The following is a 22,554-nucleotide window of genomic DNA, read 5'->3' as shown; positions in this document are numbered from 1 at the left end:
TCCACTTTGAATAGGGGAAGAGCTGAATGCGATCTAACTCGTTCCCTACTCATTTAGATGAAGAGCACTCACAGCACCTGATACGTCTTCAGCCCCCTTATGAATCTCATTCATGATGGAAGCAACCTCGGTTAAGTGATTATTGGTATCAGTGGAAACGTGAGAAACGCTCTTGATAGTAGCCGTAACATCTTTCGTCAGAGAAACATTCTTACTAACAACACTACTAATTTCTTCTGTTGATTTGGATGTTTTTATCGCTAGCTGTCTAACTTCATCGGCAACCACCGCAAAACCTCGACCTTGCTCACCTGCTCGCGCTGCTTCAATAGCGGCATTTAAAGCAAGCAAGTTAGTTTGATCTGCGATTTCACTGATTGTTTTCACAATTTTAGCAACTTCATTGGCTAAACCATCTAAATTTTCTAATTTAGAAAAGGATTCCTGAACGCCTTGTTCCATTTCGCCTGATAAATTTACGCATTTATTTAACGCATCATTACCCTGACTTGCCACTTGGGCAGTTTCTACTGCTGTACTATAGGCGATATAAGCAGCATCTGAGATCACTTTTTCTCTTTCGACTATGTCGGTTACATCTACTGCAAATTTAACGACTTTATAAACTTCTCCTGATTCATTTACTATCGGGCAATATGAGGCTTGAATCCAAATAACAGCACCGCTTTTAGTGAAGCGTTTAAAACGGCCTGAATTAGCGTTACCGTTTGCTAAGTGTTGCCAAAACAGCGGATTCTCTTGATAGAACTCATCGTCACAAAATATCCGATGGTGCTGACCAACGATTTCATTCAGTGAGTAACCTAAACCTGCCAAGAAAATATCGTTGGCATTTAGCACGGTTCCATCGGTTGAAAACTCAATTACAGCATAAACTCGATTAAGCGCAGTTGAGACATCTTTAACTCTCTCAGCCTCTATATATTGCTGAGTAATGTCAGACGCAATCTTCATTACCCCAGTAACAACGCCAGACTCCACTATCGGGAAATACGTAGCTTCAATCACAACAAGCTCGCCTGATTTGTTGAATCGCTTAAATGTTCCCGCTTTGGAGAAGCCTTGACCAAGCTCAGACCAGTGCTTAGTGTACTCTGGTGAAGCACTGTCTTTCTCCGAACAAAAGATACGATGATGTTTACCTTTTATTTCATCCAGCGTGTAACCCATTGCAGAAAGGAACAAATTATTGGCATCCACAATGTTCCCTTTAACATCAAACTCAATAACCGCTACGCAATCTTTAATTGAGTTAAGAACATTCCGATCTCGGCTGTTTGTAACTGTGTCTTCATTTTTATTGTTATTTTTCCTTCCGAAGAACATACCCCATCCCCTAATCAAAAAAACAAAACATTACTCAGTATAGCGCTTGATTCACACCACTACCGAATTCTGCAATTTATGAATGCGATTTGATTAAGCTTAATTATAAAATTCAATGAGATATTTAATAACAGTTAGGGAATTTGAACTTGATTGGCGAGGTGCTAAAAGACAGGTTACTAAAGCCCGACTGAACGCCGAACTCACAAGCAGCTTCCCTGCAGCCATGAAAGTGACCACATCTGTAGCCACTAAGAATTACTGCTGATTTATCCGTTATCTTGCTTACGCTTTTTCTTCTTTTTACCTGTACCAGCCGGTTTTGCTCTGGGAGTCATCGGTAAAAAGTAGGCTTCGCTTTGATCGTCTTCTACTTCAAACCCTTCAACCTGCTCACGCTCAAGCTGGAACTTGTTTTTCTTTTCAATCACTTTGAAGTGGTGATAATCATCGTAATCAATCAGTGATAACCCAAGGCCGATTTCGCCAGCACGACCACTGCGACCAATTCGGTGCATGTAGTCAGCGGGGCTCCGTGGTAAGTCAAAGTTAATTACCACAGGTAATTTTTCAATATCAAGGCCACGCGCGGCGATATCGGTCGCAATCAGCACTTGAATCTCACCAGATTTAAACGCGTCAAGTACACGGGTACGAGCACCTTGCCCTTGATCACCATGGAAAACTTCGGCCGTAATGCCGCGCTTTGACAGCTTTTGCGCTAGGTGGTTACAGGCGTTTTTAGCGTTAACAAAGATCAACGTTTGACGCCATTGATGCTGCTTGATGAGGTGAGCTAGCACAGCGGTTTTCTGCCCCTTGTTAACACTAAACACTCGCTGCACTAAGGTACTGGCATCCGCACTTTGCAATTGAATCTCAATCGGGTCGTGCAGTAGGTTCTGAGCAAGGCTGGTCACTTTTTCAGGGAAAGTTGCCGAGAACAGCAGCGTCTGTTTCTTCTGTGGCAGTAAGGCCAGAATCTTATTGAGTTCATCAGTAAAGCCAAGGCTCAACATGCGGTCGGCTTCATCGAGAACTAGAGTTTTCACGTGGTCTAACTTTAACGCGTTGCTGGAGACTAGATCCAACAAGCGACCCGGAGTCGCCACAACAATATCACTGCCACCGCGTAGTGCTAACATTTGCGGATTGACCGATACACCGCCAAACAGAGCCGTCGTTTTTACCTTTTCGCGCACATGGTACGAGTAAGATTTCACGCTGTACGCCACTTGCGAAGCCAGTTCACGGGTTGGCACTAAAATAAGATGTGACACAAAATTTCCACGGCGAGGCTGCGCTTCTTCTTGCAATACTTTTTGCAAAATAGGCAGTGCGAACGCCGCTGTTTTACCGGAACCCGTATTGGCACCACCAACTATGTCTCTTCCATTTAAAATATGAGGAATAACATGAGATTGAATCGGAGTCGGCTGGTGATATTCCAACACATCGAGACGCTCGATTAAGGTTGGAATCAGGCCAAGGCTGGCAAATGTTGCTTGCGGAGTTGTTTCGGTCATTACTTATGTGGCTCAGTGCTAGGTAAAGGCCGTGTATCTTATGCTATTTGCCTTGTGGATGTTAGTGATATTTGGCTCAAAGAACATTCACTAGCGATGATTCATAAGATGCTTAGTTAGAATGCAGTGGAGTTTCAACAGTACAATTTTCGCCAATCTCTGCACAGATCTTTTTCGACAATCGTTGGCGTTCTTAGGTCTCTGTAGGAAGCATTTGGTTATATTCCACCATGTTATTTTGATAAATATGCTGATCACCCAATAAGGTTTAAAGCTAATTGAGTAGGTCAAATAATGCACTCGTAAAATGAATAGTCACTCTTCGTGTTTCAGAGCTAAAACCCAAATCGTTCGGATCCTTTTACATCATTTCTTCATCATCTTGGCTAAATCAGCAAATGGGTTATACGTCGCCCCTTTGTGTTCAACTTCTCCGGGCGTTATTTCGCTACCGTAACGTTCATAGTCTAGGTATTTACTATGCTCGTGATCGTGGCAATAAATACACAACAACTCCCAGTTGCTGCCATCTTCGGGATTATTGGTATGGTCATGATCTTTGTGGTGAACCGTTAATTCACTGAGATTGGAATAGTCAAACTCTCTAGCGCACCTTGCACACACCCAAGGGTAAACTTTGAGTGCTTTCTCACGGTAGTTTGCTTCTTTACGTGCGTAACGAGCACTGGTTCCATAATGGTCTGATGACATCATGATGCCTTTATAGGTGAATAGCCACCAGCATAGTAGCCGCTTTTAGTATGGCCGAAAGTACTTCACATCACACTGCGGTGAGTATTTAATTGAGGTAAAACCTCACCGGAGCAAAAGGCAAACTACAACAAAAGTCATCGAAAAATTTCGTGTTTTTTTGTCATAGTTTTAGTCTTTATGTGAGGTTTTTGGACTATAGTGGTCAACTAATTCCGGACATATATTTAAGCCGTTTTATCGTGTTTAACAAGCCTCTTAGCCATCTCTTGATCTAATCGACATGCACAAACCACAGAATAAACCTCTGATCATATCCATTTTTTAGAATTCTCTGATCAAATCACATGATCAATTGGTTTGAAATGCTTTGAGTTAAGATGATTTCAGCTTTTAAAAAGCAATCTTCGTAGCGTTGAAAGCTACATAAATCTAACTTAAGCACAGGAAAATCCTAATGAAACTTGCATCAATTACTGCAATGGTCGTTGCAGCGCTAGCTTCACATACTGTACATGCTGAAACCTCAATTATTTCTATCAGCAATTGCGACGACTTACTGCAAATTAACGACAACCCCAAAGGACACTACGAACTAACAGCAAACATCAGCTGTGACCAAACCTTTGAGCCTATTAGCTACCTAAAAGGAGAGTTGAACGGGAACGGATTTACCCTTAGTAATTTAAAACTGATGGGGACCGGGAACGTTGGACTGTTTGCTCAACTCAGAAATGCAACGGTTAGAAACCTAACGCTAAGCAATATCTCGGTCACAGGAACCAGCACAATCATAGTATTGGTGTAATTGCTGGGCGAGCTTACGATAGCTATTTAACTAACGTGAACATTGATAACAGCACAGTCACAGCACCTGTAAAAGTGGTTCACGGAGCAGGAATGCTGGTAGGAAACATCGAAGACACAACCGTTGATATGGTAAAAGTGAGCAACTCAAACCTTACTGTTGTTCATACAAACGCATTGGGGATGTTATTCGGCCAGACCAAGGATAGCCAGCTAACCGAGCTAGTAAACAGCAACAACGTTCTTACCATTACCAATGATAAACAAGAATTTGTAGGTGGCATTGTAGGAAATGCGCTTAACAGTAGCCTTGCAAACATCCAGAGCAGCGACAATCGCATTTCCGCTCAAATCTTAGATAAGGCTAATGTGGGGTTACTGACTGGGCAATTAACCAATGGCAGCACACTCGCTAATGCAGAAATTCGTAGCGATGTATTGGATGCACCTGTAGAAGATGACCAATTAAACAAAGGGATTGCCGCTGGCAATATCCTGAAACCATCAAAGACAGCCGCGACTTTATCTAACATCCAAACTTACGACATCAATGAGGGCTTGTATTGGTATAACCCAAGGCATGACACAGGCGTTCTAACGGAGCAGATCATTAAGAACTAACCGCTATAAAGGAGCACTTTGTGCTCCTTTATACTATTTCACTGATGGCTACGTATACGAAACCTAATACTTCGACGTTTGCAGAATGAACAAAAATTAGCCAAGAGAGAGCGACACAAGATCAAAATTTGGTTTGCTGAACTAAGCTTATTTTGAGAATTGGGATTTTGAATTTTCAGGGGCCTGAAATGTCGCTGAAAGCATAAAGTGTCCTACTACCCTACCTAGAATCAATTAGTTAACAACCCCCTGAAACCATAACGTGTCCCAAATTGAAAGCATAAGTTGTCCTATTTTGAAGTAGTGTAATTTCAAGTGATAGTGAATGTAGGAAAATTACATATAGATTTGCAGACATGAACAACGTGTCTGTAACTGATTTCTGGACAGAAACGTGTTAGTACAATTGCACTAACACGACCACAACAGATTAGAAAAAGTATCTTGAAATCACCCCACTTTACCCTTGATAAACAACAGTCCCTTCGAATACTTCTTCATTAGGGTCTGGCACAATAGCAACATTATGATGTGCGCGAGTTAATGCAACGTATAATCTTGCTCGGGTCGAATTATTTGGCAATTCAGGCCTACCGGGATTACGCTACCATTCCACCATATTTGGTCAAAAAGAACTGCTATCACATTAAAATTTTATAAATCAAAATATTGCAAACATTAATCAGTTTTAATTCAGAATAATGAGAGCAATATGACACAACATCGTAGTACAGCGACCAGTAATTTATCTTTGGCTTGGGAGTTTTTGAGAAGAAATCCAGATTACATCAATGAGTGGAAAAACCTAAAGAAAGACCAAGATAATATGTAAGCGCCCCATGAACACACGGGGCGTTTTAATGTGAGAAGTTCCACGGAAGAAGTGAGTCAATGTCGGGCTCTGCTTTCGCCAGCTCTTTCATGCACTTGACCATGTAATCGTAGAGAATGAGCCCATTGGCTTTAGCCGTCTCGATGATGCTATAGAGTAATGCGCTAGCATCAGCACCTTTTGATGTGTTGGCGAAGAGCCAGATGGTATGACCTTATATACTAAGACTCACCTATGGTGCGTTTTTGGAGGTCGTCAATATGAAACCAGTTAACTATTCTGCTTATATTGGGCTGGATGTTCACAAAGATACAATTGCTGTTGCAATAGCAAGCCCCGAGAGACAGGGTGAAGTACGTTTTTATGGCAATATATCGTCAGCTAAAGATTCTGTCATTCGTTTGATGAAGAAGCTCATAAAACTCCACGAACCGATTCTTGTTTGCTATGAAGCAGGGCCAACTGGCTACGGTCTATATCGATTATTGTTAAGTATGAATATCGATTGCATCGTTGTCGCTCCTTCTAGAATTCCCAAGCTATCAACCAACAAGATAAAAAATGATCACCGAGATGCGGTTGCATTAGCAAGGCTGTTGAGAGCAGGAGAGTTGGTGGATATTTGGGTTCCCGATATTACGCATGAAGCAATGCGCGATCTTGTTAGGGCGAGAAGTTGTGCAAAAAAGGATACCAAAGTAGCCAAGCAACGAATTCAGAGTATTCTTCTGAGAGCAGGAAAAATATACGAGAAAAAGATGTGGACTGTTCGCCACCGAGTATGGCTGGCAAATCAGTCATTCCCGCTTCCATCCCAACAAATTGCGTACGAGCACTATCGACAAAGCCTTGAACAAATAGAAAATAGAATCACACAGCTTGACCAAGAGATTGATCGATTACTTCCAGATTGGTCGCTTAATAATCTTGTTAACCAATTACAAGCTTTGAAAGGCGTCGGTCGGACTATTGCAATTTCAGTTGTTGCTGAACTGGGAGATTTCTCTCGATTTAGTAATCCCAAGCAAATCATGGCGTTTCTGGGGTTGATTCCTGGTGAGTATTCAAGTGGAGCTACCGTCAGAAAAGCCGGAATAACTAAGGCTGGCAACGTAGAACTTAGGCGCTTGTTATATGAAGCAGCATGGAGCTATAGAACCAATGCAAAAGTAGGTAACTGGTTAGTCACCTACCGCCCAGATAGCGTCTGCCAAGAAGCTAAGGATATTTCTTGGAAAGCACAACAACGTTTATGTTTCCGTTATAGAAGCTTGGTAGCAAAAGGCAAAAAATCGCAGGTGGCTATTACGGCTGTTGCTAGAGAGTTACTTGGATTCATGTGGGATATCGCGGTAACTACTCAAAATCAGAGAGTTTAAAATTTGCTTGGAAGTGAAGAAGCTCAAGGTGAGTAATCCTCGTCAAGAATTTAAGTCGACCATTAGGTTAGATACTAGCAGCCAGAAAGAGGCAAGCTCATTACGAAAACCATGTTGGGGCTAAAGATCCCCGAATAAGAGTATGTATAACCCAAGTATTTGTTGATTCACTTTCAGGCAATTCCAACTCTGAGAATATGCCTCGTCTCACAGAGGAGAGAGAGGTTTTGTCGAAAAACTTGAAAAAGGTCATAAGAATTTTTTCGGCCAATGACCATTGATTTTATCGCACGTTCTGCTCGATTGTTGTCGATGGATAAGTGCCCATCATCCACATAACGCACCAACTTTGGCCATTGACCCAAGGTGTATTTAATCGCTTTACCCAGTGGGCTGGATTCGAACACTTTCTGTGTCGTGAGCCATTGATACAGGTCGTCCAATATTGGTTTGGCGTGTGTTTGTCTTTCTGACCAACGCTCTTCAGCTGACGACTGTTTTAAGCGAGCTTCAAGCGCATAGAGTTTTTGGATTTTTGCTAGCGCGATATCCACTTTCCCAGTCTTGCCTTTTCCCTGAATCTTTTTTGCCTCCATGAACTTACGGCGAGCATGAGCGAAGCAACCAACATTCGTCACTTGAGTGAGACCATCGTACGCCGCATAACCATCAGTTTGCAGGTAACCCGAGTAATCTCCCAAGAAGTCCATTGGGCACGCTCTCGCGCGACTGTTTTGATAGTCGTACAAGACGATGTTTTTCATATCCGGTAAACCAGCTTGCGGAGAGTCAGCTCCTGAGCAGTAAAGCCACATGTAACTGCGCTTCTCTTCTTGAAGAACATTCAACGGGGTTTCATCGGCATGAACCACCACTTGCTCAAGTAAGTGCGTTTTTAAGGCTTGGTACAAGGGTTGGAACTTCTCACTGACTTGGATAACCCAGCGAGCCATAGTGGTTCTTGATAAATCGATACCCGATTGCGTGAACAAGGTTTCTTGTCGATAAAGCGGCAATGCGTACTGGTATTTACCCAAGATGATATTGGCCAGCAAGCTTTCTGTGGCGAAGCTTTTCGGGATAATGCTCTCGGGTGCTGGCTGTTGGTGAACTGGGTTAGTCTCACTGTGTTGCTCACAATGACGGCACGCGTATTTAGGACGAACGTATTCGATAACTTTGAGGACTGCAGGCGTGAACTCCAGTTTCTCGCTACGGTCTTCCCCGATTTGATGCAGAGAATGCTGGCAGCAAGGACAATTTTTATCGTGCTCATCCAGGTCAAGCACCACGGTTTCGCGAGGTAAGTCTTTCGGTAATGACTTGCGTTTACCACGGCGCTTTGTTGTGGTCGTCGTGGTCACCACTTCTTCCTCGACGTTCTCCGCTTCGCATTCCACTTCATTAAAGAAGTCGCCCTGAGCTTCGTTATACGGTTTTAACGCTTCAGAGCGTTTGGCGAACTGACGGTCAAGTGCCAGTTTGAACTGCTCAATCAAGGATTGGCGCTCTTGTTGCCACTGTGATTCTTTTTGCTGCCAAGCTTCTTGCTCAGACATCAACGCCTTCACCATCGCTTGAAGTTCCGCGATGTTTTGGCTGTCTGGATTGATGTCGGGGGTCGTCTTTTTCATGGTGGTTATTGTACTTTATACCGATAAAAAAGGCTTGGTTTATCTGACTTTTATTGCCATTAACCCATTGTAAAACTGTCGATTTTTATCGGTTTATGGCCGATTATTGTGAAGCCAGAAAGCAGCCTGTCGAGGTCAAATTGCGTTAAGGTAAACACGGCATTTTTCTCTTGTGTGGGCCATTTAAACTTGGCTTTTTCGAGGCGTTTATACCAGAGCGCATAACCCGTTTGGTCCCAATACAACGCTTTGATTTTATCGCGTTGTTTATTGGTGAAGAGGAACAATGCCCCAGAGCCTAGCTCAAGGTCGGTTTCGGATTCAATCAACAGCGCCAGACCATTGATAGACTTTCTGAAATCGACAAACTCGCGGTATAAATACACCACTGGCGCGGTCATCATGCGCTTCATGACAAGGCTCCAATCAACTCAGCAAGATAGTGTGGTGGCGTGCCTTGAGGAATACTCAATTCGACGTTATTTACCATCAAAGTCATGTTGGCTACCGACGTCTGGGTCACCTTGCGACAGGTGGTTTTTTCAATAATTTCGGCCTTAACGAAGCCACTCTGAGTTGGGGATGGGTTAACACTCAACTGCTGCCGCTTAGCGTAAAACGTCGATACGCTAATGTCGTGTTTTTGGCAAAAAGCTTGTTGTGTGAGCGAACTGGCTTGGCATTGCTCAATCAGCGAAAGCCATTCTTGGTCGGTACGTCGTTTATTCATGTCACATCTCCTTTGGATTGGAGATGTGATCATAAAGTGGGCAAAGCCTGATTAGAATGTGGGGTTTGTGGTGCGCTTACGTTTTAAACACTTAATGGTGTAAATTCACATGGATAATACTGTACTGCTGATAGAGATACATTAGATCAGCGCTGCTTTTCTATTCCCCAAAACCATCAACTAAACGCAGCAATCACTCTCTGTTTAAACGTCCCCATTAGCACACACTCTTGTTGCGAGAGATGGGAATCAACAAGTTCTTCCCCATCCCCAAATAACTCCCAAGAGAACATCGATCGACTTGATGCTGTAGACATTCCACCCGATGATATTCCTGGTGAACTAACAGCAAATTCGACTTCAGTATTGTTGTTTTCAGCTTCAGCTAAGTTAATAAACTGGCAAGTTTCTGGAATGTCTTGCTCGATACGCTCAGCAAAACCCACTAATGATTCTTCTGCAAATGTATAGAGCCATGCTTCTTGTTCTTGCTCTCCATTGGTTCGCAAAATTCGGCCTAAAACCTGACGGAAATAAAGCTCAGTTTTTACCGCGCTAAGGTGACAACAGACTTGTAACCTAGGAATATCCGTACCTTCACTGATCATTCCAACACTAACAATCCATTGGCAGTCACTTTCACGAAAATTATCTATCGTTTGAAGTGGGTTATCGTGTTGATAAGTCACTATCGTTGCCGTCTGCTTAAAACGGTTTACTAACATACTTTGTATCTTCTGAGCATGTTTGACAGATGCAGCAACAATCAACCCTCCCGCATTTTCATTAACTTGCCTAATCGTGGCTAAACGCCGGCAACCTAAAGAAATTAAGTAACCCAATGCCTGCTCATTCTGAATGATGTCCTGATATGAGCTGCGAGATTGTTTAAGCATTTCAACGATAGAAGAAAATGATTTCCGCTGAGCCCCTTCTGTTATAGTTAGATTGTCGTTATCGACCAAAACAAGTTTAGGGATTCGGCACACTTTCTCGTGTATGGCTTCTCTTAAGCTATATTGATAGTCACAAATAATCTGCCCTTCAGGATTGGTGTAGCTTGCCAAAGCAATTGAAGCTTTATCAGACCGCCATGGCGTTCCCGTCAAGGCCAATGTGTACTCTGCTTCATGCTGAAGTTTAGAGACGATTTGTTCACCCCATAAATTACTTCGACCATCTTCATCAGCAGCACAATGGTGTATCTCATCAAACACTGCCAGCACACGATACTTGCGAATGGTTTTCCAAAATCCATCGGATTGATATTTGAGGCTTTGGTAAGTATAAGAGCCGCCCATCTCACCTAAGCTACCGCTAAATTGGCAATCCAGCTTCCAAGAGAAAGTAGATCTCATGTTTTCAGCAACAGAAATCGATGGAGAAAAGCATACAACCAGATCAACTTTGCCGATATCAATCAGTGCTTTTGCCAATTCAGCTGCCATGACCGTTTTACCTGCACCAGGCGTCGCCTGACACAAGAAATGTCGATGTCCCGATTGGTATTTTTGAATGGCAGCTTTAACGCAGCCTTCTTGCCACGCTCTTAACACGTTTGGTTACCATCTTGCTCAATCGATGCAATTAACGCATTAACTGCGTTCATCTTTCCTAAGATGGTAGCTGCTTTCTCTTTAGCTGCCGAATGCAGTGGAAATAGGAGCGTTGAACGATCAGGAAAGCGTCCCAGTAAAGCTTTGTACTCTTCCGCTTCAGCTAACGAAATAGCTAACTCGCCTTGATATTGGTTACGTTCTTTGATCAGCACAATATGGTCATCAAGTCTCTTAGTTGGCGGCTCTTGTGATTCATGCTTGATGATGACTGACTTAGGTTTAGATTTTTCTGTTCTCACTGAAAATACAGTTTTATTGAACAACTCTGTCTTCTTAAACCGCTTTTGCCTACCCGTTCCCAGTATGATCAAATACCCTTTTGAAGCTAAATGATGAACTTGCCTATGAATGAACTTTCTTGCTTCGTTTTCGTCACTAAACCGATCCGTCGATTTTAGTAATTCATCCCTAGCTTGAAGGATAGAAAAGTTATCCATGTTCTTTTCTATCAAAAGGTTATACATCGGTTTTAATAACTTCGGTGTTTTGTTCATCACGACTATCTTAGCACTTAAAAAACTTAGGATTGCTAAGTATACAAAAATAAGTAAAACTTAGACAATCTAAGTTATCTATAGGTACAAAAAAGAATGTCTAAGTGGAAAACCCAATCCCAGCGAGGCTCAAAGCAGCACGTAAAAAAGCCAAGATCACCCAAAAAGATTTGGGTGTGAAAATTGGTATGGAACAAAGTTCTGCAAGTGGTCGAATGAACCATTATGAAAAGGGTCGTCATGTACCCGACATTGGTACATTAACTCGGATGGCAGAAGAGCTCGATGTGCCTCTAAACTACTTTTTCTGTAAGGATGAGATGTCTGCTGAGCTTGCGTGCTTGATTGATAAGCTGAGTACAGAGGAGAAACAGGAACTGTTAGAAAAATTGATTGAGTCTAAGTAAGGGTTACCCTAATAGCGCTGCTAACGGCATGTCTTGAAATAGCTGTTTAGTAAATTTGATTTCCCCACTTTCAGGGTCAATGATAAATCCTTCGTACTCTATAACTTGCGGTATCAATAGGTTATCGATATTGGTTGTAAAGGGATTAAGAACATCAGGGCCATTAATTGTTTCGAATGCCAATACAAAGTCTTCATTGGTCACTGCTGATTTACCTGCTAGTAATGCAAGTTCTAATGCATAACCGACTAACTCTTTAATAGCTCCAAGCATACCTTTGGTCGCTGCTAGTAATCTCATCGCTGTATCCATATCCGAAAGTTCCGGTTCAACTGGAATTGGAAGTTGCTTTTCGAGTTCTTCAAGTAAATCGATGTATACATCTACTGATGATGCGGATGTGATTCGAATATATGGTAATTCTCTTTTGACCATAATTCGTCTATCCCACTGAGAGTCTTCCAAGATAAGTTTGGCAGTCGGAATTCCTATAAACACAATAGGTAACCGGCATTCATCACTGATCATTTTGAGCCGGTCACGAATTTTTTGTCTTTCTTTGGTAGATGCACACTCAAATAATTCTTGAGCTTCTTCGATAACTAAGAGCTTAAGATTGGATTTTTTAACACTGTTAATGAAATAATCCTGTAAGCCAATTTCAGAACCTTTCGAACGGGTATTATGAGGAAGACCTAACTTATCAATCGCCCAAATCAATGTTTCGATAAAGCTCGGTCTGACACGCGTCACCAACACTTCATTATCATTAAAATGGTGTTTTAGATAATAGTTAATGAGTGATGTTTTACCTGCCCCAGTGCCACCAGTTATAAGCATCGATGGCGTAAAATTGCCAAATTGACTGCGACGTACAATCCAATCAAGGCCATCGAATATCTGTTGCACATCTGGATATATAACGAATGAATTGTGGTATTGAGTTAGTAACTCATCAATAGCAATTTCTTGTTTAGCAGATAGATTCATTCTTTAGACCTTTTCATCGCTTTGCGTTTATTCCAGAGCGATTTGAGATTATCCACAGGAGTAGGCTCGTCAAGATTGTCATCTAACTGCTTATTCTTGTTTTCTAAAGCATTCTGTATGGACATAGGTTGCTCATTTGATATACCTGAAAGAGCTGCCATTTTCTTACCATGTTTGGCTTTTTTCGCTCGGCTCTCAACCGACATTAAAGAAAGGTGCTCTTGCTCCGTTTTAATACGTTCATGAAGTGCTTGCCGAGCTTTCGCTAATGATAAAGCATCTACTTGGCCTTTTATAAAATCACGATGTATTTTAGTAATGCGAACATGCTCACTCAGTGATAGTTTCTTTGTGTATCCCAAAGGATCATTTTTGCATTGAACTTCGGTGTATCCACCGATTTCCTCCAGATAAACGAATATGCTAGACAGATCATCGGGGTCAATCTTTATTGTTTTCTTACGAGACTCTTTTGTTTGTGGGTACTGCTTCCGATATTGTTCTAACGCCACATTGTCATACATTAAGTGCTTATATTTTATACCTTTAGTTGTCACAACGCCTTCATGAATAACCCCCATGATGATTCGAAACTGCTTTTCATCTCGGTCACTGAGCGCTGCGGGTGGCAAGGCTTCTTCACTCTTTTTCCAATGGTAATTGGGAATCTTCGTATTCCGAGAATCAGGTGAGGCATTATGAACATCAATAATCCAACGATGCAGCTCTTCAACAAAACTACTAAACCGCATTACGGCGTCTTTTTGTGGGTCATACCGATCTTTTTCCAATATATTCGAAAAAGTTTTTCCCGGAACCCATCCAACAATTCCCTGAATAATTTCTAAAAATTTCCTTTCAACCCGAGGCTTTTCCCACGGTTGCCCCACTTTACAATACTCAACGTGTATTCCAGCTTCCATACAGGCTTGATCTACGCTTTTTGACCAGAACTCAGCTCCATTATCAAAAACCAGTGTTTCCATTTTCCCGTGGCATAACCAGTCATTAGTGAGCTCAATATTCAAATCATGAACATAGTCTTTGCTTTTTACTGAATGGATGATCGCTTTAGCAACAGAGACATAGCTAGGGGGATTGAAACCAAGATGGAAACCAATAATACAGCCACTAAACACATCGACCAGTAACGTCAAATAGGCTCGACCTAAAGGTATCAGTAAGTCATCATCAAGAAGGATTAAATCGAGTGGCGTATGGTCTAGCTCTACACGTTCCAATATTCTCGTGGTCGGAACTGATGATTGATAGTAGTTGAAAAGCTTGTTCGCATAATTTTGACCAAATCGTTTTAATGCAACTTCATAAGGAGGAAGTTTTTTCAGTCTTTCTTTAAACGCCTGATAACTAACTTTGGATATTTGACCGGAAATAATATTGCTGTTTTCAATTTCAATTCTGTCACAGTAAAACTGATACGCTTGTGAATAGTTGGGTCTTTTTGCATCAAGAAAACGTTCAGTGGCCTCAACAAAAAAGGATTCGTCATCAATAATTCGTTTGGTTCTATTTCCTTTTGAGTGATTGTGATCCACTAAACACACAATGTTTCCATCGCTCTCACAAAAGGATTTATACCAACGAATAACTGATTTGTAACTTGGCCGTTTGATCGATAAGTTGGGACTGTATTTATCAATTAATGGGTTAATATTTTTAGGTGTCCAACCACCGGATATCTCTTTAGCGACAGCAGAAATAAGTTTGTATCGCTCCAATGCCTTATTTTTCTGTTCTTCAGAAAAAGATGACAGGTCTCGTTCATGAATAGTAACTGAATCAAGTGGTTGGTATTGTTTTCGAGCTAGCTTAGCCTCAGAAGATGCATCATATTCGGCCTGAGTATCATCTGTTATGGATTCAAACTCATCATCAAAAGGCATGACCATTTCAATTCACCGAGATCACAGACATCTCATTAATTGCAGAATCTAAAGGCACATTAACTCTGCCTAATCCAGCTAAACGAAAGACGACTGCTATCACTTCACCAATCGATAGTTTCAGGTTATCCGCAAGCGAACGAATACACATTCTTCCTGCAGTACTCAACTCCTCAACAATTTTTGTTGAGGACAAGCTGAAATCCACTAGCCCACTATATCGATGTATTAAGTTAAGGTTTTCTAGATACACTCCATTACGTATCTGCTTATCTGTGACTAATACCAGTGGTTTCCCTTGATGCTGTGCTGCAATTCGCTTTAGAGCGAAGGAACGTTTGAAATCTTCAGAAAAGGTTTTAGCAAGAGGTTTTACTTCAAGGTAATACTCTGAACCATCTTGGTTTCGGACGAGAAAATCAGGAGTATAGGGACAGCGTTTGTTACCTGAAGAATAATAGAAGCCTTCGGGTTGTGATTGGAATGAAATAACGTCCTTTGAGTATTCGAGATGGTAACAACAATCTCGTTCTAAAGAACTTTCACACAAAATGACACTTCGGTTTTTAGAACTCGCAAACTTGTACACATTTTTTGTTGCAGATGGTTTGCGGAGATTTCGAACGTACATAACTTGTCCCTTAACGTTGTAATAAAACAACCAAATTAAGTTTAGGACACTTTATGAGTTTTAAAAGGACAGCTTATGCTTTTAATTGGACACTTTATGCTTTCAGCGACATGAAATGGGTGGAAGCCCCAGCCTCTTCCAATTACGAAAAATACTTGCCTAATTTTCAATAAGTTAAGTGTTCGCAGGCTTGAGAATTTAAGTTTAGTACCTGAAACAAGTACCAGTCCTGAGATGAACAATATCACTTCTAAACGCACTAAAAAACTCACTTTTTAATTTTTTTTCGCAAGGTGTTGACAAGCATATTTCAAAATTTCTAAGTTACTTTTAAATCAAATGTAACTTATGAAAAAAAATGATAGTCGAGGGACTTTAAGCCTAGAGCAAAACACAAAAGAAAAACTAAATGACCAACATGCAGGTTATGCAGGCAATGCAGCTACCCCACCCTTAAATGAAGGTAAATGGTCAGATCCGAGAGAGCTTGTTGCAACTGGACTACCCTCACCTCAAGAACTTACGCGTGATATGTTGCCGGGCTATATGGCAGATGCGGTCTTCAATCATGCAGAACGTTTAAACAATACTAAACCTGACTTTACTGCTACGACTTTACTGATCGTAATCAGTACGATTTGCGGAGGAAGTGTAGAGTTAGTCCCCAAAGAAAATGATGATTGGTCAATACCAATCGTCTTGTGGGGGGCGCTAATTGGTCCTGCTTCATCGATGAAAACTCCATCTGCTGCATTAGGGCTAGGCATGCTACAAAAAATTCAGACGGAAATTTTTTCAGTCGAAGGAAAAGAAACTAAAACGGTATATAACTTCGAAAAAAAGATGTACGACAAAGATTATCAACGAATTCAATCGGAAGCTGAACAAGCTCATGAAATCGGAGATTCGGAGTTGAAAATGGAATGTATTAAAAAATTGGCTAGTCTGACCGAACCTAAAAGACCGTACCTCAGAAATGTGTATATAAATGATGGGACAGTGGAGGCAATGCAAATAAGACTTTCCGAAAACCCAAGCGGCGTTCTAAATTGGAGAGATGAATTATCTGGCTTTATAGCATCGATGAATTCACAAGCAAGAGAGCATGAAAGATCTTTCTACCTTGAAGCATTTAATGCATCCAAGTCATCATATGTCCAAGAAAGGATTGGGCGCGAAAATGTCGAAATTGTCGAAATTGATCGTGTTATATTACAGATATTTGGAGGTATCCAACCCTCTCTTATTGTCCCAATAGTAAAGGAAAAACTACATGGTCTAAAAGACGATGGATTTCTGGAACGGCTTTTGCAATTTTCCGTTTTCCCTGATATAGAGGGTATGGAGTATACGGATATTTTACCAGATACATACTCTAATATGAGACTTTACTCTGTGATAGAAACAATTGCACAGATTCATCAGCCGTTCGAACCTATTAAACTAAAGTTTGATACAAATGCACAGCGTTTGTGGGAAGAATGGAATAGGAAATTTATTCATAAGATTGAACAATCTCCTGAAAGTTTACAACCATTCTTGACGAAACAAATTGCCACATGTGGAAAGTTAGCATCGATATTTCACATTTATAATGAGGCTGAAACATATGCGATTTTATATAAAGATCAAAAAGAATTCAAACCGTGCCCTTATATATCAGAAGAAACATTGTTGCTTAGTTTCAAGTGGATTAAATATCTAAACACACATGTAAAAAAGATATTCGCTTTAGGTTTACAAACACAAGAAACATCATCAGCTGTTAAACTGGAGAGCAAATTGCCTGACCTTTATCCGGAGTTTACTAAACACCAATTGTCGCAGAAAGGATGGAGCAACCTAAAAACAGCAAAAGATCGTGATGAAGCCTTATCGACACTTTTGGATTCTGGTTATATCAAAGTCGTTGAGCAACCGACAAGAAAGTATCTAGTACATCCAAAATATGCTCCCACCTACACTGCATAACCTGCGTTGCCTGCATACAAATATCCCCCAAATGGGGGATATTCACTTGTCGAACTTAAAATTTAAAACAATTGCTAGTGAAGTCTGGTATTGATGCTAAAAATTTAGCACAAATATCATCAATTATTTTGTTCACGACAAGGTCTTCATTTTCTATTACCTGCTGTGACGTAAATTTAATTTCATCATCTTTATAGCAGTGACCAAGAACACGATTTACCATTAAGTGCGTTGATACTACTTGTTGAATCCATTTATATTTATTTGAATTATTATTTATATCGTAATAATTAATATAATTAGATTCTATACATATTTTTACTACCTTGTTTAAAACATATTCTCCGTGGTTGTTTTGTATATTCTCACTAATTGAATTAATAATCTTTTTGAAAGTATTTGGCATAATTATAATTTGTTTTATTTATATAATACATTAAATGAAATTTTATATATAAAAACAAATTTATTTGGGGTTTGGGGGCACCCCGACAAGATGGAACAACTAAGGTATTTATCCGTTGTCCTATCTTGAACTCGGAATATTAATAAAAGTTTGCATCAAGTTTTTATATTTAATATATTTAAAATAAAGACATGAAAAATTGGACGGTTATAACACAGGCAGTAAAAGATGGATCTAACGGAATAATGAAGAGGGAACGTTATTTAGTCTCGACTAAAAATGCAAGTCATAAAGAAACAAAAATTATTTCACTAATAGGTTCACCAGAAACATCGCGCAGAATGGCAATTTTAGGTGAACAATACAAACTATATCAGCAACAGAAACAAAAAAGAGGTGGTCGCCCTCTCTCCTCATACGCAGTTGAATATTGCATAACTCTGCCCAAAGGTATATCTCCGACGCCTCAGCAATGGAAATCAATCACTATTGATTGTGTTAAGGCTTTAGCTCAGGTTTGTAACCTGAGTTCATCAGATTATGAAAATTATAAAAAAGGCATTCGTGCGGTACTACATCAGCAGAATCAGAACAATTCAAGGGGAACTGGTGACCATGTTCATTTTATTGTGTCGAAAGTCCTTGCTGGAAAAGGCGTGCTAACTCAGTTACAGAAGAAAGGAGCAACAAGAGCATTAAAATCTGCATTTACCCTTTCTGTACTTAAGCATACAAACTATTCAATAAACGACTATACACCTTTGGAAATTGGGCGCTCAAAGCGTTTAGAACAATGGAAGATGCAATATTCACGAGTAGAACAATCGAAGGAAGAGCTTAAGCTCATTCGACAATTGCAGAATCAAGTCGATAAATGGATAAAAGCTAAAGAAGAAAATGACTTGAGGCAGGTGAATAGACAATACAGTCGCATGTATAAAACATACGAAAAATTGACAAAAACCGGATATTCAAATGAAGCACATGGCACACTTGAAAAATTCAAAGAAATAATTAATAAAAATCAACCAAGATAGATACTAAAAGATTAACCATTATAATTATTATCTTCTAGAACTTTTTCTGCTGCATCTGCTAAATACCATCTTATTGTGGAAAAAAATGATGCGTATAACCCTTGGTCGTCCTCCAGCAAATAAGTAGAAGCTAATTCAATCATCGCGTCATCTAAGTTGTCGTCATCGTATTCTTGTAATTTTTGATTGAGATCTTCAATAATAGCCTTACGAAATCGACGAAGTCTTTCAGAGTCTAACCCTAATAGCTCAATAGTCTTCTCAGACTTATGTTTGATTTCTTCAGGGCAATTAATAGAGACAGAAACTTCACCGTCCTCATTAAAATCAAAAATTGGGGGGAAAGGTGGTATATCTGTGAGCGGATTTAAAAGTTCATCAGTCCAATCATGATTACCTTTATTAACATCACAACTAAAATCAGGGTTAGTATAACGAAATTCACTTTCAGTTACTGATTGAGCATTCCCACCAGTACAACAACCAAACATATTATTCCAAAGAAGAGCATAATTGACACCATCATTCCTTTTATCAGTCTGAGATGGGTTTTCCGGATAAAAATGTTCCACTCTAAAATCGTGAAGGGCTTGCCCTCCACCATCCTTCAGATCAATTTCACAGTAGACACAAAGTCCCTTTTGTTCTTTTACTAAATACTCTCTAACGTCCTGATTCGGCTGCTGACCTGCATTCTTCTTAAATCCTTTTTTCCAATCGTCGTCAGGATTCATGGATCGATAGTCAGTAAGAGTCTGAGGTTCTGCTCCCTTATTAATTTTTTTCATTAAAAGCAGTTCCTCTACGACGTTTACGTAATCTCACATCCATTTTCAGTTGCTTCATAACTGGATCATGCTCTCCAGCCCATTTCGCAAGTTCTAGCTCCAAGCGTTCCGCTTCTTCAGTATCCCAATTATCTGCCCGTATTAACTCTTTATAACGCCCAAGCTTCTTAACTTCCTCTACATTGCTAGGTCGTGAATCAACAAGAAATATATCCTCCAAAATCATTTTAGATTCGGAGCCTAAAGAAAACTCTGGTTCTGAAATTCTCAATTTTCCATCATCGTCGCTGTTGAGAACTTTAACGCAATAATTAGGAATAGTGGATATCACTTGGGGACTATGGGTCGTTAAGATAAATTGAATGTTTGGAAAAACCTTAGTCAACTGTAGAACAATATCTTGTTGCCATTTAGGATGTAAATGCAGGTCTATTTCATCAATAGTCACGATACCGAACCCATTACGCGCATCAAAATCTTTGTTTGGATTTAACAGAATCAATCTACGAGTTATGTCACTAACAAGAGCAAATAGAGCTTTCTCTCCTTGAGATAAATCCATTGCTGAAATAGTTATGTTGTTTTTTTCCATAAGAATGGATATGCTTTCTTTTGTTACTTCCACCCTTATGTTTTTTATATCCATAAATGCATATATTGCATCTTTCACAGCTCTAACTTCATCATCATCGTTGTCTTGACTTGGCATTAGAAGTTCAATTTGTTTCCTCAATTCTATAAGTTTTTTTTCCAATGGCTTACCGACATCAGCATGAGCTTTAAGGTCTTGTGTCAAAGAATCATAGATTTTTTTTGTCGTGTTATACTCAGCCGTTACTACAGTGAACTCCGTTTTCTTAACAACATCTTCTTTATTTACAAGATCATGTTGTGTTAACCATTCTAATAATTTTTTGAAATTATGATTGCTCTCTGAGAAATTGGCATAGCCATCTAGCTTATTCTGAAATACTATTTCTTCACTATCCCTTTTCCCATGTTCATCTTTTATATCAAGAGCACGGCTTACAGAGTAGTGAGCGAATAGAGGTAATGGAAAATTATCATAATCTACATCATTAAAATAACTATAAGCTTCTGAAATATTTTTAAACTCAGCTAACTCACTTTTTAACCTTGTAGATTTATTTTTACTTTTAAACAACTCAATATTAAAATCGCTTTTATCACCAATACACAGCTTAGCTTTAATAAAGCAATCTTTATTGTTTGGATGATTGTTAATTTCGTTAATTTCTATCGACTTCCCATTGGCGTTATTCCTGATACCATAGACAAGCCATGAGGTAACTTTTACAATCGAGTCAATAATGGAAGTTTTGCCACTTCCATTAACACCGACAAAAACATTTAAATTTGGGTCTAAATTTATTCGAGTTTGCGTTGAGGTTATCCCTTTAAAATTAATAAGTTCTAACTCATCAAAATAAATCTTTTCTGATTCAAGACCAATCCGGGCTGCATTTAGGTATTCTTCAGACTTTGCTTCATCTTTCACACAAGAATAGCGTCCAGTCTTATACCATTCAGCAACCTCATATAGGTAACCTAAGTGACCTAAAGATGCATACTCAACTTTGTCAGTGGTTGTTCGCGTCTTTCTATCATTCTTCTGATTCATGATTTTTCCACCTACCACTTATAATAGATTCAATAACATCGTTCGAATACTTATTTTTAAGTCTCATTAGGAATTTAGGTTCTATATTTTTTGCAAATGCCAGAAGCCCCTGCAAACTTTCAGTAGCATTATCATCCAATAATCCAATACGATATTTATGAACTAATGCAGATATATATCTTTTCCTATTTCTACCCAATGAAAGCTCGTTTGAATTAGTAATAGTAATACCTGTAATATTCCTATTATGAGCTTTCGATGAAAAGCTAGTCTTTGATTTATTTATTGTTAAAACATCGTCATACTTAGACTTTAAAATAAACTCAACTATATCAGGAATTTTAAATAAAACTCCTTTTACAGTTGTAGAAAAAAACAAATCATCAGCATATCTAGTATATTTTATTTTAAATGATGCACAGACTTCTGATATTATTGAATCAAACTTGTACATAATGAAGTTTGATATTAATGGGGATGATGGAGCACCTACACTTAACCTTAACTCACCCGTCTCATTCTTTTGAGGACGCCAAAAGATTATATTTTTTATTGTGCTTTTATCTTCAATATCAATGTTAACGCTATTCAAATCTAGATGATTATAAAATAAATCTACATCAATACTGTTGAAGAAGTTTGATAAGTCCATCTTCAAAAAGAACTTATTAAACCGATGAACTTCAGCATTGCCTTTTATACTTTTCCCTTGTTGATATGCAAATGCAGCATCATGTATAGGTAACTGACTCTTTAGAATCTCTATTAGATCTCTTTGTACAGCTTTTAAAGGCTGTGATGGGTGTGCAATAATTCTTCGACCACCATTACGCTTGGGGATAGCATAAACCTTGTACATTTTTGGTCCGTTAATGATTGCATCATCAACAGTGAGCTCAACAAACGAATCAATGTCCTTTTGTGTCACATTATCCATCAGTTCATCCAATTCTTTATAAGCATATGAATGTATAAAAGGTGAACTGAGAAGTTGCTTGGCAATTTTAGTCATATAACAGCTCTAAAATGTATGCCCTCATAGTTGAGGGCATTAAAGGAAGCTCTTTACTAGAGGACG

The 22,554-nt window shown here is 39.6% G+C and carries 21 protein-coding genes and 2 pseudogenes; 7 read left to right on the top strand and 16 right to left on the bottom strand.

The annotated features are described in order from the left end of the window. Positions 1 to 45 precede the first annotated feature (45 nt). From JCM16456_RS24310 to JCM16456_RS04950, 3 genes are all read right to left on the bottom strand, one after another. Positions 46 to 1,347, bottom strand: a complete 1,302-nt coding sequence (locus tag JCM16456_RS24310; protein WP_068712912.1) for a methyl-accepting chemotaxis protein — start codon at positions 1,345 to 1,347, stop codon at positions 46 to 48. 269 nt (positions 1,348 to 1,616) lie between these two features. After that, positions 1,617 to 2,873, bottom strand: a complete 1,257-nt coding sequence (locus tag JCM16456_RS04955; protein ID WP_068712911.1) for a DEAD/DEAH box helicase — start codon at positions 2,871 to 2,873, stop codon at positions 1,617 to 1,619. Between the two features lie 366 nt (positions 2,874 to 3,239). Then, positions 3,240 to 3,584: a YajD family HNH nuclease gene (locus tag JCM16456_RS04950; protein ID WP_068712910.1), complete on the bottom strand. Its 345-nt coding sequence runs from the start codon at positions 3,582 to 3,584 to the stop codon at positions 3,240 to 3,242. Between the two features lie 457 nt (positions 3,585 to 4,041). Here JCM16456_RS04950 and JCM16456_RS04945 point away from each other — a divergent pair, with 457 nt between their 5' ends. The 3 genes from JCM16456_RS04945 (at position 4,042) to JCM16456_RS24125 (ending at position 5,844) form a co-directional block, all read left to right on the top strand. Then, entirely contained in the window at positions 4,042 to 4,392 is a 351-nt protein-coding gene (locus tag JCM16456_RS04945) for a ZmpA/ZmpB/ZmpC family metallo-endopeptidase-related protein (protein ID WP_068712908.1), read from the top strand. Between the two features lie 92 nt (positions 4,393 to 4,484). Beyond that, entirely contained in the window at positions 4,485 to 5,012 is a 528-nt protein-coding gene (locus tag JCM16456_RS04940) for a hypothetical protein (protein WP_068712906.1), read from the top strand. Between the two features lie 712 nt (positions 5,013 to 5,724). Then, positions 5,725 to 5,844 carry a transcriptional regulator domain-containing protein gene (locus tag JCM16456_RS24125; RefSeq protein ID WP_231894419.1) on the top strand — a complete coding sequence of 40 codons (120 nt, stop codon included), beginning with the start codon at positions 5,725 to 5,727 and terminating at the stop codon, positions 5,842 to 5,844. Between the two features lie 25 nt (positions 5,845 to 5,869). Here the strand turns inward: JCM16456_RS24125 and JCM16456_RS23235 are convergent. Beyond that, positions 5,870 to 6,058, bottom strand: a pseudogene (locus JCM16456_RS23235) (transposase domain-containing protein); the annotation flags it as partial. A 46-nt stretch (positions 6,059 to 6,104) separates the two neighbouring features. Here JCM16456_RS23235 and JCM16456_RS04935 point away from each other — a divergent pair. After that, positions 6,105 to 7,223, top strand: coding sequence for an IS110 family RNA-guided transposase (locus JCM16456_RS04935; RefSeq protein ID WP_068712904.1), 1,119 nt, complete (start codon positions 6,105 to 6,107; stop codon positions 7,221 to 7,223). Between the two features lie 257 nt (positions 7,224 to 7,480). Here JCM16456_RS04935 and tnpC read toward each other — a convergent pair. The 5 genes and pseudogenes from tnpC to JCM16456_RS04910 form a co-directional block, all read right to left on the bottom strand. Beyond that, positions 7,481 to 8,857, bottom strand: a pseudogene (gene tnpC, locus JCM16456_RS04930) (IS66 family transposase); the annotation flags it as partial. A 59-nt stretch (positions 8,858 to 8,916) separates the two neighbouring features. Further along, a complete protein-coding gene (tnpB, locus tag JCM16456_RS04925; RefSeq protein ID WP_068712902.1) occupies positions 8,917 to 9,270 on the bottom strand; it encodes an IS66 family insertion sequence element accessory protein TnpB in 354 nt (117 codons plus the stop codon). After that, positions 9,267 to 9,587, bottom strand: a complete 321-nt coding sequence (gene tnpA / locus JCM16456_RS04920) for an IS66 family insertion sequence element accessory protein TnpA (protein WP_068712900.1) — start codon at positions 9,585 to 9,587, stop codon at positions 9,267 to 9,269. The genes tnpB and tnpA overlap by 4 nt, the downstream gene beginning before the upstream one ends. Before the next feature lie 176 nt (positions 9,588 to 9,763). Beyond that, positions 9,764 to 11,143 (bottom strand): DEAD/DEAH box helicase, encoded by a 1,380-nt coding sequence (locus JCM16456_RS04915; protein WP_068712898.1) that lies wholly within the window; start codon positions 11,141 to 11,143, stop codon positions 9,764 to 9,766. Then, positions 11,137 to 11,643 carry a hypothetical protein gene (locus JCM16456_RS04910; RefSeq protein WP_156430446.1) on the bottom strand — a complete coding sequence of 169 codons (507 nt, stop codon included), beginning with the start codon at positions 11,641 to 11,643 and terminating at the stop codon, positions 11,137 to 11,139. The genes JCM16456_RS04915 and JCM16456_RS04910 overlap by 7 nt, the downstream gene beginning before the upstream one ends. A gap of 161 nt (positions 11,644 to 11,804) precedes the next feature. Between JCM16456_RS04910 and JCM16456_RS04905 the strand changes: the two genes are divergently transcribed. Beyond that, a complete protein-coding gene (locus tag JCM16456_RS04905) occupies positions 11,805 to 12,107 on the top strand; it encodes a helix-turn-helix domain-containing protein (protein WP_068712894.1) in 303 nt (100 codons plus the stop codon). Between the two features lie 3 nt (positions 12,108 to 12,110). Here JCM16456_RS04905 and JCM16456_RS04900 read toward each other — a convergent pair whose 3' ends face one another. The 3 genes from JCM16456_RS04900 to JCM16456_RS04890 are packed head-to-tail and all read right to left on the bottom strand — an operon-like array spanning position 12,111 to position 15,632. Continuing rightward, complete coding sequence (locus JCM16456_RS04900) at positions 12,111 to 13,097, bottom strand: TniB family NTP-binding protein (protein WP_068712892.1); 987 nt, start codon at positions 13,095 to 13,097, stop codon at positions 12,111 to 12,113. Next, entirely contained in the window at positions 13,094 to 15,001 is a 1,908-nt protein-coding gene (locus JCM16456_RS04895; protein WP_068715893.1) for a DDE-type integrase/transposase/recombinase, read from the bottom strand. The genes JCM16456_RS04900 and JCM16456_RS04895 overlap by 4 nt, the downstream gene beginning before the upstream one ends. Positions 15,002 to 15,008: 7 nt before the next feature. Beyond that, positions 15,009 to 15,632 (bottom strand): TnsA endonuclease N-terminal domain-containing protein, encoded by a 624-nt coding sequence (locus JCM16456_RS04890; RefSeq protein WP_068712890.1) that lies wholly within the window; start codon positions 15,630 to 15,632, stop codon positions 15,009 to 15,011. A gap of 348 nt (positions 15,633 to 15,980) precedes the next feature. Here JCM16456_RS04890 and JCM16456_RS04885 point away from each other — a divergent pair, with 348 nt between their 5' ends. Then, the gene (locus JCM16456_RS04885) at positions 15,981 to 17,603 is read left to right on the top strand and encodes a DUF3987 domain-containing protein (protein WP_068712888.1); all 1,623 of its coding nucleotides are present in this window, start codon (positions 15,981 to 15,983) and stop codon (positions 17,601 to 17,603) included. Positions 17,604 to 17,658: 55 nt separating this feature from the next. Here the strand turns inward: JCM16456_RS04885 and JCM16456_RS04880 are convergent, their stop codons facing one another. Then, positions 17,659 to 18,009 (bottom strand): hypothetical protein, encoded by a 351-nt coding sequence (locus JCM16456_RS04880; protein WP_068712886.1) that lies wholly within the window; start codon positions 18,007 to 18,009, stop codon positions 17,659 to 17,661. Between the two features lie 191 nt (positions 18,010 to 18,200). Here JCM16456_RS04880 and JCM16456_RS04875 point away from each other — a divergent pair, with 191 nt between their 5' ends. Then, on the top strand, positions 18,201 to 19,046 hold the full coding sequence (locus tag JCM16456_RS04875) for a hypothetical protein (RefSeq protein WP_068712884.1): 846 nt from the start codon (positions 18,201 to 18,203) through the stop codon (positions 19,044 to 19,046). An 11-nt stretch (positions 19,047 to 19,057) separates the two neighbouring features. Here the strand turns inward: JCM16456_RS04875 and ptuB are convergent, their stop codons facing one another. The 3 genes from ptuB to JCM16456_RS04860 are packed head-to-tail and all read right to left on the bottom strand — an operon-like array spanning position 19,058 to position 22,488. Next, positions 19,058 to 19,834 (bottom strand): retron Ec78 anti-phage system effector HNH endonuclease PtuB, encoded by a 777-nt coding sequence (ptuB, locus tag JCM16456_RS04870; RefSeq protein ID WP_068712882.1) that lies wholly within the window; start codon positions 19,832 to 19,834, stop codon positions 19,058 to 19,060. Then, the gene (locus JCM16456_RS04865) at positions 19,821 to 21,476 is read right to left on the bottom strand and encodes an AAA family ATPase (RefSeq protein WP_068712880.1); all 1,656 of its coding nucleotides are present in this window, start codon (positions 21,474 to 21,476) and stop codon (positions 19,821 to 19,823) included. Before JCM16456_RS04865 ends, ptuB begins: the two co-directional genes overlap by 14 nt. Next, complete coding sequence (locus JCM16456_RS04860) at positions 21,460 to 22,488, bottom strand: retron St85 family RNA-directed DNA polymerase (RefSeq protein WP_082712213.1); 1,029 nt, start codon at positions 22,486 to 22,488, stop codon at positions 21,460 to 21,462. Before JCM16456_RS04860 ends, JCM16456_RS04865 begins: the two co-directional genes overlap by 17 nt. Positions 22,489 to 22,554: the final 66 nt, after the last annotated feature.

The organism is Vibrio tritonius (genome assembly GCF_001547935.1).
Lineage (GTDB): Bacteria > Pseudomonadota > Gammaproteobacteria > Enterobacterales > Vibrionaceae > Vibrio > Vibrio tritonius.
The sequence above is the reverse complement of the archived record's forward strand: the minus strand, read 5'-3'. Positions and strand labels throughout refer to the sequence as shown.